This is a genomic window from Bacillus sp. DTU_2020_1000418_1_SI_GHA_SEK_038, from assembly GCF_032341175.1.
In the GTDB taxonomy this organism is placed as follows: Bacteria; Bacillota; Bacilli; order Bacillales; family Cytobacillaceae; genus Cytobacillus.
On sequence record NZ_CP135435.1, the window covers coordinates 2,254,386 to 2,267,924 of the forward strand.

Here is a 13,539-nt window from a genome sequence, read left to right on the forward strand (position 1 = left end):
GATAATGATGCTTGAAAAGGGAAAAATATCGGTTAGGCAATTTAGGGTGCTAGTGATCTTTTTTACGATTGGGACAAGTATTCTTGTAACCCCAGCAATCTTAGCTTCTTATGCAAGACAAGACGCTTGGATTGCAGTCATAATTGGTTTAGGAGCAGGCCAATTAGTCATTTGGTTATTTACTTCGATCGCTAATCTTTTTCCTAATTTGAACTTTGTCCAAGTCAATGAAAAAGTTTTCGGTAAATGGCTTGGAAAAATTATTTCGCTTTTGTTCCTAACAATGCCATTCGTTTATACGGTTGAACTTTTGTTTTATTCAGGAACTTTCATTACTGTAAACCTCATGCCAGAAACACCGATAGAAATGCTGTATATCATGACAGTGTTCATTTTGGTGATGGCTGTACGTCTCGGACTGGAAACATTTTCACGCACAGCGGAAATTAATATAGTTGTTTTTATTTTGCTTTTTTTGATATTACTATTTATTACGCCGCAATTAAAGATTGAAAACATTCAGCCTATATTAGAAAACGGGATAAAGCCTTTGCTGCTGCCAGTTTTACATTTAGTTGATGTTAGCTATTTTAATGCGGTTGTGTTATTAATGATCTACCCTGCCTATGTAAATCAGCCGAAAGATGCACAAAAATCATTTTTCATTGGTTCATTAATAGGAGGACTAGTCGTTCTTGTAATTACTTTGTTATCTACTATGGTTCTTGGTGTTGACACGACCATTAGAAATTTATATCCGGGGTATGCATTAGCCAAAAAAATTAACGTCGGTGGTTTTTTGCAGCGGATCGAAGCCGTTATAGCGTTTATGTGGATTATGGCGACTTATTTTAAAATGCTCCTCTATTTTTATGCGACTTGTCTAGGGTTAGCTCAAGTATTAAATTTAAAGGATTACCGGCCACTCACTCTCCCTTTAGCTATGATCGCTGTTGCTTTTGCTTCATTTATGATTCCAAATGTTGTAGAACAGCAAAATTGGGATAACGGAATTAATCTGGTTTTCTCTCTGAGTGTTGGAGGAATTTTACCTTTAATGATATTAATAGTAGCAATTATTAGAAAAAAATTAGCGATCGAAAGTTCAAAAAATGATATGTAATTTTCGTACCGTATGAATTTCTAAAGACAAAAAGAGCCCAAAAGCGGCTCTTTTTTTTAGTCTATCATTATGCTTCTGTAATTTCGACTTTCTCCATTATATCGCCATTCTTCATTTTTAGTACAGTATCCATTCCCGAAGTCACTTTACCAAAAACAGTATGTACTCCATTTAAATGCGGCTGTGGTTCATGAACAATAAAGAATTGGCTTCCCCCTGTATTGCGTCCAGCATGCGCCATTGAAAGCGACCCCGCTTCATGCTTATAAGGGTTGCCTTCTGTTTCACAATTAATTGTGTAGCCAGGACCACCTGTTCCTGTGCCATGCGGACAGCCGCCTTGGCTTACAAATCCAGGAATTACTCGGTGGAAAGTAAGACCGTTGTAATAGCCTTCGTTTGTAAGCTTTTCAAAGTTTGCAACTGTTCCTGGTGCTGCATCTGGATACAGTTCAAACTCCACTTTCTCACCATTTTGCATTAATATGTATCCTTTTTTCGACATAAAATCATCTCCTTCTGTAAAAATCAATTATTATCATACCATTATTGATTACCTAAATAAAAGTAATTGCTATTTTTTGTTTTAACTGAAAAGTTCAATAAACAACAATAAAATAAAAATGATTAATCCATAAAATGATACATGCAGAAAAATGGTTGTTAGACCAAATTTAAAATCTTCAAGATTTATTCCTCTTCTACGGATTCTAGGCCGCATAATATCACCATCCTTAATTAAATACTATCCATTTCTAACTATTTTGACAATATTCTACCAGAGTTTTTTAAGAATAGTGAAGAAAAATTCTACTAGACGACCTTAAAACTTTTTATTCAGCTGTTTTTGCTTGTTCATGATCTCAAAGGATTTTTCAATTATATCTGTTAGAACATCTCCTTTATAGATCCTGCCAACCTTCATGTTTTCTTGATAATATTGGACAATTTCATCCAATTTTTGAGAAGTTTCTTTCTCAATACGAACATTGAGTTGAATTCTTTTATCCCCAGCAGTCATGTGAAATATGCCTCCAGTTCCAGTAAGTTATAGCATCCGCTATTAAAGTGCTAGCATTATGATATCGGTTTGTATCTTTGAGCTATCTTCCGATTTTATTATACCATTAAATTTATGAAGCACTGCCGCCAACAAAAAAACTGGGTATTCCCCAGTTTTTTAATAACTATTTATTCATCATGTTTTGTATTTTTTCTTTTAGAAACTCCCCAAACTGTTCTAGCTCTTGTACACCATCTATAAACTTCTCTTTCCAAATTGGAAGCTCAGCTTTGATTTTTTCAGCGGAATCCTTTATTGTTTGTTCGACTTCCTCCTGAAACTCCTTTTCGGTCATCTTTTCATTTACAGATTTCGTAGAGAACTCCTCTTGTTCAATATGGGGGATTGAATTCTCCATAATAGACTTAAATAATGGGACAACAGTTTTAGAACTGCTGCTGGATAGATAATGCTCTCTATCTGTTTGATCATAACCAAGCCATACTGCCCCAACTAAATTGGGAGTATATCCTACAAACCATTGATCCTTCGTACCGTTAATATCTTTATAAGGCAGCTGCGTAGAGCCTGTTTTTCCAGCCAGCTGGACTCCATTTATTTTTGTTCCTTTTCCAGTTCCGGATTCAACAACATTTAGGAGCATCGATGTCATTTGATTGGCTACCGTTTTTGATGTCACTTTTACTGTTTTCTTCTTTCTTTCAGCAATCACGTTACCTGTCGGGCCAACTATTTTTGTAATTAAATGTGCATCTTTTCGTTTTCCCCCGTTTGGAAAGGTAGAATAAGCCTCAGCGAGCTTCAATGGGGAAATCCCTTTATGCATCCCCCCCAAGGCAATACCTAAATACTCATCTTCCTTTTCTAGAGGAATACCAAAACGATGAAGCGAATCAATTCCTTTTTCTAGTCCAATTTGATCGAGCAGCCAAACGGCAGGAACATTTAAAGAATCTTCTAGTGCTTTATACATTGTAACCTCACCTGAATATTTCTTAGAGGCATTTTCAGGTTTATATTTTTCAAAGGACATCGGTTCATCCTTAAGTATAGATGTGGTCTGGTAGCCTTCCTCAAGCGCGGGAGTATATACAGCGAGCGGCTTTAATGTAGATCCAGGCTGTGCTTTTATATGTGTGGCTCGGTTAAAGCCCCGGAATACATAGCTGCCTCTTCCACCTACAAGTCCTCTTACCCCGCCAGAAGCGGGATCTAGAAGAACTGCTCCACTTTGAACAAGCACTCCGCTTCGCCCGCGTGGAAATAAATAATCACTTTCATATACTTTTTCTAGTCCTGATTGTAAATTTTGGTCCATTTCAGTATATATCCGGTATCCTCTAGTGAAGATTTCTTCCTGTGTTAATCCGTATTTCTGAATGGCTTCATCTAGAACTGCATCAACGTAGTATGGATATTTTCTCTCGATAAAGCTGCCTTTACCTTCATTTAACCGGATTTCTTCTGAGACGGCCTTTTCATATTCGGCTCCACTGATCATGTTATGTTCTTTCATTTTTCCAAGGACTACATTTCTCCGCTCCATTGCGCGATCATAATTTCTGAACGGGTCTAGTGCAGATGGCGCCTGCAGTAATCCAGCTAAAAGTGCTGACTCACTGATAGTTAAGCCCTTAGCACCTTTATTGAAATATTTATTGGCTGCCTGATCAATTCCCCAAGCCCCGCTGCCAAAATAAACTTGATTTAAGTACATTTGCAGAATTTCGTCTTTTTTATATTTCTTTTCAATTTCAACTGCTAGGAATAATTCATCAATTTTTCGCTTATACGTTTTTTCAGATGAAAGTAAAGCATTTTTCGTAAGCTGCTGGGTAATGGTACTGCCTCCACCAGTTATTCTTCCGGCAAATAAATTTTTAAAGAACGCACGGGTTATCCCCTTCACATCAAACCCATTATGCTTATAGAAACGTTCATCCTCGATCGCAACAACGGCATCTTTAACATAGTCAGGCAATTTCTCAATGGCAATCCCTTCCGAACGATTAGTTGCTAAGCTGCTTGCAATTTCCTCATTCTTATCGTAAATGACTGTGGATTGCTTTAAGCCTTCCTTTAAAGACTCAACATTTGCAGTTGCTGCCATAAAGGCAAAGAACAGGATTGTTCCTAGAATAAATGTCAATAAAACTAACATGGCTAGTTTGGTTATATGCTTATTACGCCAAAATCGTCTAATTGATTCCCATAATGGTTGTAATTTTTCCATTATATCTCCCTACTTAATGCATTGCTATTTTACAAGCTTCAAATATTATACAAATTTAATGCCAAATTCGCAAAGATTCTTCCTTTTCAATGGAATTGCCAATATCGATGAAACATGATATAGTATATCTTGCGATGAGCTAATTGCATAAGACGATAGACAATCCATTTCTGGAATGCACGATGTGGCGTGCAGTCAATCGCCGCAATACGTAAAAGGATGCCTCTTTTGGCATCCTTTTTTATTGTATAGTAAAATTCCTCATCATATATGGCCAGTTTTGCGGAAATGGAAGACTTAATTGCCAAAAGGTTATACCTAATAAATCATATTGATCTGCCAATTTATACTTTTCAGCAAAGCTGCGAATATCATCAAACCATACGATATGCCGGTCAGATCCTTCCCAATAAATAAAGTTTGGTGTAGATGAGATACGGTCATAATTAATTTGAGCACCCGTTGAGATTGCTAAGTTTTGCGCATATAAAAGAGAGTATGCCTTAGTCAAGTTGTCTCTTACCCTCCAATCATAACCATACAAAGGCAAAGCCATCTGCAGCTTTTTGGGCTCGATTAAGCTGATCGAATACTGGATGACATCTTCAATCCACCATATCGGTGATACGGGATTTGGCGGTCCTGTAGGATATCCGTAATCTATCGTCATAACCGCAACAATATCAGCAGCTTTCCCAATGGCTGAATAATCATATGCACCAACGATCCGGTTTTGCGGGAGATCTGCTGTTTTCGCATGAACATTTACATGGAGAATTAACGGGCCAAGTGCTGTTTTCAATTCATTTAGAAATGTATTAAAATCCTGTCGTCTAGGCGGTGGAATAAACTCAAAATCAATGCTTACCCCTCCGTATCCCTTGCTCCTAATAAAATTCATCAAACTATTAATTAAATTCTTCCGATAGACAGGATTTTCCAGTACACGACCAATTAACTCTGGACTAAATTGCTGATTTTCAAAGTTTCTTATCATTAGTAATGGGATCACATTTAATCTTTTACTTTCTTCGATCACTTGTGAATCATCTACGGCTAAATAGGCGTATCCCTCATTTGTAAGTGAATAAGAGACAATGGCTAAATAAGAGATCATATTGGCTATTTGATTTAATACAGGAAGAAATGATTGAGGAGAAAATGGAATAATGAAACCGAGAGTTTGCATGGGTAATTTCAATGGAGAAGGTATATTTATTTTTTGGCCAATTTTTAGGTTATTTGACTGAATACCAGGATTAGCTGAGAGGATAGCATTAATATTAGTTCTGTATTTCTGTGCCAATTCCCATAACGTATCACCACTAGCGACAATTTTTGATCTGATTGGTAATGCTTGGTCAGGGATATAAAGGGCTAAATCAGGTATAATAATTCCACTTGCTGGTAACCCGTTCACATTTATTATCGATTGAATTGGAACGTTATATCGCTTTGAAATTGCCCATAGGGAGTCACCGCTTTGGACGATGTGAATAGACATTACTTACACACCTCCTAATTTATTACCTGTATTATCATATGGTGTTTTTCCATTTAAATAGTACATATAATATAGATTAAAATAAGCCAATTCCTACTGAAATTGACTTAGACTTTACGGCTATTTTTCAAAAACGTATAGCATGCCGTTTTTAGGATGGCTTATTTTTGGTCCTTTAAATCCTCTTTTAAGTAATTCCTTCCGCATAAATATCATTAACGCTCCATGACTTACTATAAGAACATGTTCATTTCCAGCAGAAAAGACCTCATCTAAGAAATAATTAATCCTTTCCCTAACGGCTTTCACTGAATCCATTTGTGATGGGTGGTTGCATAGCCAAGCAAGCCGGACGAAAACTGCCCATAGCTGATAGGGAAGTTTAATATTGGCTTGAGTAATGGGATATGCTTTTACTTCTCTTAATTTGTCAGTTTTAATAATTTCACCTTTATAGATTGCATATGCTGTTTTTTCAGCTCTAGATAGATCACTGCTATAACATGTATCCCATTCCACGTTATTTAAATCAGTTTCACCCTCTTCAATGTCGGATAAATCATATTCCTCAAACCATTTTGATAGTTCTGCGGGAGTGACCCAAGTTTTTTCCGGTACAGCATTTTTTACTTTGAAATGCCTAACAAGACCTATTTTCAATCTTCGTCTCCCCTAATTATCTCATTCTATTTTCTAATAATGCTTAACCCGACTTTTCCTAAAGCTACTTTTATTATACATAAGAAAAACACTCCATATCGGAGTGTTTTTACAAATGCGTCATATGCAGTCTTATACTTGAAGGCCATAATTCCGGCATAAGGATGCAAGTCCTCCAGAAAATCCGCTGCCGATGGCACTAAATTTCCAGTCGTTTCCGTGACGATATAATTCACAAATAACTACAGCCGTTTCAATCGAGAAATCTTCTCCTAAATCGAATCGCAATAATTCTTGATTATTAGAATCATCAACTAATCTTACAAAAGCGTTTGAAACTTGACCAAAGTTTTGCTGCCTGATCTCAGCATCATGAATCGTTACCGTAATGCCAATTCGATGAATGTGAGCAGGGATTTTAGTGAAATCAACGACTAGCTGCTCATCATCCCCGTCCCCTTCTCCTGTACGGTTATCGCCCGTATGAACGACAGACCCGCTTGGATGTTGAAGATTATTATAAAAAACAAAATCAAGGTCATTCTGGCAGCGATTATTTGCATCTACTAAAAAGGCAGAAGCATCTAAATCAAAATCATGGCCACCCTGATATTTATTTGTATCCCAGCCAAGTCCAATGATCGCTTTTGTTAAACCAGGATTTGTTTTTGTTAGGTCAATTCTTTGTCCCTTTGCCAATTGAATTCCCATCATAAAACCTCCCTGAAAAAATGATTATTCAATTGGGATTTAGAAAAATTACTTCTATTCCCCTTTTTTATCAGATAACGGGGCTTTAGGTCCCCTGCTGATTGGAATTTCACCTAATTTATTAGCCAACCTGTAAACCGAAGTCAGTCGCAATCCGTGCTAAACCGCCTTGGTAACCTGAACCAACAGCAGAGAATTTCCATTCGCCATTATGACGGTATAATTCCCCTACGATAATCGCTGTTTCAATTGAAAAATCTTCTCCAAGATCATAGCGAATGACTTCTTCATTTGTCGCTTCATTGACAATTCTTGCAAACGCATTGGAAACTTGTCCAAAATTCTGCCCACGACTTTCAGCATCATGAATCGTAATAACGAAAGAAATTTTTTCAATGTTTGCTGGAACAGCGCTTAAGTCCACTTTTACTTGCTCATCATCGCCGTCCCCTTCACCTGTACGATTATCCCCAGTATGTACAACAGACCCATTGCCGCCTTCTAGTTGATTATAAAAAATAAAGTCTTTATCAGAGGCACATTTACCCGATGCATCAAGTAAAAATACACTTGCATCTAGATCAAAAGCTTGTCCCCCGTCATATTTATTTGTGTCCCAGCCAAGTCCAACAATTACCTTTGACAGACCAGGGTTTGTTTTCGTTAAATCTACTTTTTGTCCTTTTGATAAAGAAATAGCCATTTAACAATCATCCCTTCAAATAAAAAATTATTAGAACTTCCCGCTAGAGGAAGGTTCATCCAGAAAACAAATATAATAAACCATTTTTTACTATCAGCTATAAAAGAAATTTTCCCCTTCTTTTATAGTGTATCTTTTAGGCACAAAAACGTAAACAATTTAAACTTATTATTATTCATTTTTATTGTACTAGATATAAAAGCTACTTACTACTTTTAATATAAGTAAATTTTCCAATAATGTAAATTCAGAGGGGTGTTAACCCGGGAATCGTAGTGGCGATCTTTCCATTTCCTAAGACTATCGCCTAATCTTGCCACCCTTTTCCTGAATAGTACATAGCATATAAATAATGCTATTTGTATGAATAGCAGGAAATTAAAGGAGTGTTTCACTTGGGTTTATACACAAATAGTCAGATTGTTCCCAATCTGTATAATAAGAAGCCTCAAATAGATAATCAGTCTAACCAAGATTCCTATCGCCTGAATTATCTTCAAGAAATTCTTAATGAGCAGAAATTAGTGAATAACCAGTTGACTGATACGTATGAAAAGATGGATGTGCAAATTTCAGAATCTTTAAAGGGCGTCCATCATAATATCGAGCGCACATCATCCAAGCATAATAAGGATCTTGTGAGACTGATGGATAGATTAGAAAAGCAGGAAAAAGTGATTATTCAGTTCTTGGAAGCGATAAAAGCCCAGGAAGCCGCGAACCAGATTATTATAGAACGTTTGGATGAGCTCGAAGGAAGGAATGCAATCATATTGGAAAACATGGAGAAAGAAAGCCTAATTAATCAGGCCGTTCTTGATCAGGTATCATTTCAGCACGCTTCAACGGAAGCTTTGATAGGGAAAATAGACCAATTCCAATCATTTTCATATGATTTAACAAATCAATTAAACAAACAGGAAGCCATATATGATGAATTATCTCGTAAGCTTGAGGTGCATGAAGTATTTCATAAGACCGTTATGGAACGGCTAGACGGACAAGAAGCAGTCGTACAAAAAATCTCGAGACAGATTGAAAATCTGCGTTCCACCCTATATGAAAGAGCATCGTTCTTAAGCGAAAAAATAGAAACTAGCTTCAAACAATTGCTAAAACCGGTCCAAAGCTATTTCATCCAAACAGAAAAAGAAAAAAATAAAAATTAGCTTATTTGTAGAAAGGAAGGTGCTAAACCTTCCTTTCCACCCATTTACTCACTAATCACAGGTAATTCAATTGTAAATGTTGTACCTTTATTTTGTTCACTTTCAATATTGACTCTTCCACCATGGTTTTCAATGATTTGAAAGCTCACCATCAGTCCTAGTCCATTCCCTTTTTCCTTTGTCGTGAAAAATGGCTCACCTATTTTTTTTAGCTGCTCTGGTGTAATACCGGTTCCTGAATCAGTGATGGAGATATTTACATATTCATTATTTATAAACGTATTCAAAATTAGTCTCCCGCCATTTGGCATAGCCTCAATTGCATTTTTTACAAAATTAATAAAAACTTGTTTTAAACGGTATTCATCGCATTCAATAAGGATTGAATCGTCACTGCACTCAAATTGTAAATGAATTTGTTTATCTCTTATTTCAAACTCAAATAAAGATAAGACATTCCTCAAAATTGGAATAAGGTTTTTTTCTTTAAGTTCAACTGATTTTGGTCTTGCAAGGAGCATAAAGTCCTCTACTATATGATTCACTCGTTCTATTTCATCAAGGATAATATCAAAATACTCCAGCCGCTCTTTATTCGTTTCTTCCATTTGAAGAAATTCAGTATACCCTTTCATTGATGTGAGAGGATTACGAATTTCATGTGCCACACCGGCCGCTAGCTGTCCAACGGCTGCTAGTTTATCCTGCCGATGAAGTATTTCTTTCGTTCTCTTCGTTTCGGTAATGTCATTCCGGATTGCCAAATATTGATACGGCTTTCCTTCCTCATCTAAGAATGGAATGATTGTTGTATCCACCCAATATAAGGTCCCGTCCTTTGCTGCATTTCTAATTTCGCCTTTCCAGACTTTTCCTTGCCGTATAGTAGTCCAAAGTTGTCTAAAAAACTCCTTTGAATGATGTCCAGAATTTAATAATGAGTGGCTGCGTCCGATCAGTTCATTTCTATCGTATTTGGATATTTCACAAAACTTATCGTTAACATTCGTAATAATACCTTTTTCGTCTGTGAAAGCAACAATGGAAGATTGATCAAGGGCAAATTTGATATCACGCAAATAATGATCACTATCAGCCAGCCTTTTTCCAATAACAGTTCTTGAACCGATCAGGCCGCTTAATATTAGTAAAGTAATAAATAGAACAAAATAAATAATATAAGATTTAGGATGAGATTCCGCCTGGGAAACATATTCTCCCATAACGCTTGAGAATGTCCGTAAAAGTAATAAATATCCTTCAATAATGGCAGCTGTAATAATGACAGCACTAACTGGTTTAATCCAGATTTCATTAAAGGGCGACAGACTCTTTGAGAAAAATAACATCCATAAAGAAAGGACAAATGAGCCAAAAATAAGGATTATCGAAATAATAAATAAAACAGGATTAAACTGAATGCTCATGTTCATTGCATATAATCCAGTGCTATGAATGGATAAAACCGCTGCAGTCAAAAAGAAACTGCTGATCCATAATTGCTTCGTTTTATATTCCTTATTAATAATTCCAAAAAAAGCGATTCCTGTAAAAATGATTCCCGAAAGAAGGGATAAAATGGTTATAAGAACATGATAATTACTTGATCCATTTATATTTACAGCAAGCATTCCGATAAAATTCATTATCCATAATCCTACACCAAGTGAAAACGTTCCTCCTAAAAATAAAAACTTCCGATTACGATCTGAAGTGCGAACAAGAGAAAATAAATCTAAACCTGTATAGGAGCAAACAAATGTAAGGATAATGGCCACAAAAATTAACATTGGATTAATTATATTTAAAATCTGCAGCATAGGCATCTCCCTCTTGTTTTTAAGGGTTTATAATTTTTTTGACAACACTTTAGAAAATCATACCTTATGATTGTAGTCTAATTAATTATCGGTTGAAAGTGAAATATGCATTAAGCTGAAAAAAGAAAAACTTTTTAAATTTTCAAAAAAGGCTACACATTTACGATTATTTTGTGTATACTGTTATATAACAAGGAAGTTAAATAAATTCTGTATTATAAAAAGGAGTGGGATCATGTTAAATTGTAAAGTGGAGTCAATTAAGGTTGCATCAAGAAAGATTTGTCAAGAATGCGGTCAAAATATTAAAGAATATACAGAATCATATTTAATGGAATGTGACCGCTGTTTATCTAAAAAAGCTGAATAACCGGCAAAAGAATAAGCTATGGAAAATCGGAGCTCCATAGCTTTTTCTTTTTTCATTCCAATAGTAAATATATCCGTTTCAGTTAATGGTGAATAAGAACCCGCTAACTATCAAAACTTATGATTAAATACAGTTTGCAGCAAAACATATACGAGAGGTGTTTAATATGGAGAAGCATTACGCAGCAGGAAGACAAGCTCTAGATAACGCTCTTAAAGCGGAAGGTTCCCTTAAACATAATAATTATCCTAGTGATTCAATTGATGAACATCGAGCAGTTGAAACAGGCAATATTATATTAGCTGAGAAAGAATTAGGTCAACAAAATGAGAATTCGTAAAGCGTATTAGGCTGTCTCAGCAAAAATAAGACTGCCCGATTTTTTGCAACAGTCTTATGCTCGTTTTTTATTCAATTTGTGGCAATTCCCTCATTTCGGGGGATGTATCATTTCCACATAACGGACATTTTAGATCAGTTGATGCGAATTCCTTTCTCATCCAGCCATTGCAGCTTGTACAAGCATAAACTTCTGTGTCCATCATGACAACCTCTGGTTTATCATCTTGACCTTTTCTATTGAAAAATATAATAAACGCCCCCTTTTTTTCTAGTATGGACAAAAAAAGGGAAAATATCCTGTGAAAATTCGGTCCAATTTTTTTATGACAGGAGGATCTCAAACGTGGATAACCAAAAGTCAATGACAAAATATACAATTGCTGGAACAGATATTGAAGAAGTCAAACGGCTGAACAGTCAATCAGGTTTATCCTATAACGAAGTGAAAAGAATGCTCGCCAGAAAGTTTCTGAATAAGTATAGTGAATAAATATGATAAAAAAAGAAGTTGCAGTTTACTGCAGCTTCTTTGTCATTAATAACTCTAATTTTTGGCAGCGGAAAAAGTTGCATGGCCTTTTTCTTCTTTCAATAGCCAAAGATTAAGGATAATCCCCAGAATGCTTAATACACTGAAAAATAAATATAAGCTGTTAATATTAAATTCCTCATAGATGATTCCACCGACAAATGTACTAAACCAGTTACCTAGGCCGTTTCCAATTGCTGAATATAAAGTAATAGCAGTAGCGGTAATATGTACGGGCGTAATATCTCTTATATACTGAAGACCAGCAGGAATGAATAAACCGATTGAAAAACCTTGTATGACAGCTGTTGCGTAAATGAACCAAAGACTTGGCTCCATAAAATATAACAGCCATCTTATTAAGGAAACAGCACCAGCAAGTGTGGCAATTTGTAATAAACCAAACCGGTGGATCCAGCTTCCTGCTGCCTTCATAAAGGGAATCTCAGACAGTACAGCAATCAAAAAAGCAATTCCTATTCCTGTATAGGTCCCTCCGCGATTTTCAATAAAAAGGCCAAAATAATTATTATTTGCGAGATTTGGACCAAAAATCAGAAAAGTAATTCCGAGGAAGATGAGAAACCTTTTATGAACAAGAATTTCCTTAACACCTGATAGCAGGTTCTGATTTTTAGAAGCACTTTCTGAGGGCATTTTCAAAGCTAGAACACTAGCGATTAATAATGAAGCGAAAAAGGAAATAAAAATGATTTTTGGATTCCATTCAGACAGCCTCCCCATGATAAAAACCGCTAACCCAAATCCAAGAGATCCAAACAACCGTACATTCCCATAATTAACTTTAACTTTGCTCGTATATTTGATTGATAAACTATCCGATATTGGAATTATCGCACTTTGGAAAATGGCTACACAAGTAGCTATAATAAAGATCCAGTAATAACCGTTGAAAGTAATATACCCTAGTGCGAAGAACCCAGCAATGAAAGTTGTTGCTGTAAGAATTTTAATGGGTGCGTTAAGCTTATCCGAAACCATTCCCCATAAAGGTTGAAAGAATATCATAATGATTGGGCTAATAGACATAATAGTCCCGATTTGATAGCCATTTAAATGCTCTACTTCACTTAAATATACACTGAGCAAAGGATATAAGCTGCCCACGCCAAAAAAAGTTAACAAGTAAAACCCTTGCATAGATAAAATATTTCTTTTTATTTCTTTATTCATTTTGGAAACCTCTTCATTTATTAGATTAGCAAGATATATTGTATCACTTATTTTATCAATCCAGTAAAGATTTGGGTAATCGTCGAATAATGTCAGAATATTTGTAATGTTTATAGTTGATTATTAAACTATTATATTGTTACCATAGATTTGTGGG

At 35.7% G+C, this 13,539-nt stretch carries 15 protein-coding genes; 5 read left to right on the forward strand and 10 right to left on the reverse strand.

The window, feature by feature from the left end; genetic code table 11:
- Positions 1–4: 4 nt before the first annotated feature.
- Complete coding sequence (locus tag RRV45_RS11160) at positions 5–1,123, forward strand: GerAB/ArcD/ProY family transporter (RefSeq protein WP_315664771.1); 1,119 nt, start codon at positions 5–7, stop codon at positions 1,121–1,123.
- Positions 1,124–1,190: 67 nt separating this feature from the next.
- Here RRV45_RS11160 and RRV45_RS11165 read toward each other — a convergent pair whose 3' ends face one another.
- The 7 genes from RRV45_RS11165 to RRV45_RS11195 form a co-directional block, all read right to left on the reverse strand.
- Entirely contained in the window at positions 1,191–1,628 is a 438-nt protein-coding gene (locus RRV45_RS11165; protein WP_315664772.1) for a peptidylprolyl isomerase, read from the reverse strand.
- Positions 1,629–1,946: 318 nt separating this feature from the next.
- Positions 1,947–2,144: a hypothetical protein gene (locus RRV45_RS11170; RefSeq protein WP_315664773.1), complete on the reverse strand. Its 198-nt coding sequence runs from the start codon at positions 2,142–2,144 to the stop codon at positions 1,947–1,949.
- Positions 2,145–2,310: 166 nt separating this feature from the next.
- Positions 2,311–4,380, reverse strand: coding sequence for a transglycosylase domain-containing protein (locus tag RRV45_RS11175; protein WP_315664774.1), 2,070 nt, complete (start codon positions 4,378–4,380; stop codon positions 2,311–2,313).
- Positions 4,381–4,621: 241 nt separating this feature from the next.
- On the reverse strand, positions 4,622–5,884 hold the full coding sequence (locus RRV45_RS11180; protein WP_315664775.1) for a glycosyl hydrolase family 18 protein: 1,263 nt from the start codon (positions 5,882–5,884) through the stop codon (positions 4,622–4,624).
- Positions 5,885–6,004: 120 nt separating this feature from the next.
- A complete protein-coding gene (locus tag RRV45_RS11185) occupies positions 6,005–6,544 on the reverse strand; it encodes a histidine phosphatase family protein (protein WP_315664776.1) in 540 nt (179 codons plus the stop codon).
- A 132-nt stretch (positions 6,545–6,676) separates the two neighbouring features.
- Positions 6,677–7,255, reverse strand: coding sequence for a TerD family protein (locus tag RRV45_RS11190; RefSeq protein ID WP_315669007.1), 579 nt, complete (start codon positions 7,253–7,255; stop codon positions 6,677–6,679).
- Positions 7,256–7,376: 121 nt separating this feature from the next.
- On the reverse strand, positions 7,377–7,958 hold the full coding sequence (locus RRV45_RS11195; RefSeq protein ID WP_315664777.1) for a TerD family protein: 582 nt from the start codon (positions 7,956–7,958) through the stop codon (positions 7,377–7,379).
- A gap of 395 nt (positions 7,959–8,353) precedes the next feature.
- Here RRV45_RS11195 and RRV45_RS11200 point away from each other — a divergent pair, with 395 nt between their 5' ends.
- Positions 8,354–9,127, forward strand: coding sequence for a hypothetical protein (locus tag RRV45_RS11200; protein ID WP_315664778.1), 774 nt, complete (start codon positions 8,354–8,356; stop codon positions 9,125–9,127).
- A 44-nt stretch (positions 9,128–9,171) separates the two neighbouring features.
- On the opposite strand, the gene RRV45_RS11205 is transcribed toward RRV45_RS11200, so the two are convergent.
- Entirely contained in the window at positions 9,172–10,947 is a 1,776-nt protein-coding gene (locus tag RRV45_RS11205; RefSeq protein ID WP_315664779.1) for an ATP-binding protein, read from the reverse strand.
- Between the two features lie 235 nt (positions 10,948–11,182).
- On the opposite strand from RRV45_RS11205, the gene yhfH reads away from it, so the two are divergent.
- Positions 11,183–11,317, forward strand: a complete 135-nt coding sequence (gene yhfH / locus RRV45_RS11210) for a protein YhfH (protein ID WP_315664780.1) — start codon at positions 11,183–11,185, stop codon at positions 11,315–11,317.
- A 166-nt stretch (positions 11,318–11,483) separates the two neighbouring features.
- Positions 11,484–11,657, forward strand: coding sequence for a hypothetical protein (locus RRV45_RS11215; RefSeq protein WP_315664781.1), 174 nt, complete (start codon positions 11,484–11,486; stop codon positions 11,655–11,657).
- Positions 11,658–11,724: 67 nt separating this feature from the next.
- Here RRV45_RS11215 and RRV45_RS11220 read toward each other — a convergent pair whose 3' ends face one another.
- Positions 11,725–11,940: a cold-inducible protein YdjO-related protein gene (locus RRV45_RS11220; protein ID WP_315664782.1), complete on the reverse strand. Its 216-nt coding sequence runs from the start codon at positions 11,938–11,940 to the stop codon at positions 11,725–11,727.
- Between the two features lie 62 nt (positions 11,941–12,002).
- On the opposite strand from RRV45_RS11220, the gene RRV45_RS11225 reads away from it, so the two are divergent.
- Positions 12,003–12,149: a hypothetical protein gene (locus RRV45_RS11225; protein ID WP_315669127.1), complete on the forward strand. Its 147-nt coding sequence runs from the start codon at positions 12,003–12,005 to the stop codon at positions 12,147–12,149.
- Between the two features lie 54 nt (positions 12,150–12,203).
- On the opposite strand, the gene RRV45_RS11230 is transcribed toward RRV45_RS11225, so the two are convergent.
- On the reverse strand, positions 12,204–13,382 hold the full coding sequence (locus RRV45_RS11230) for an MFS transporter (protein ID WP_315664783.1): 1,179 nt from the start codon (positions 13,380–13,382) through the stop codon (positions 12,204–12,206).
- Positions 13,383–13,539 lie beyond the last annotated feature (157 nt).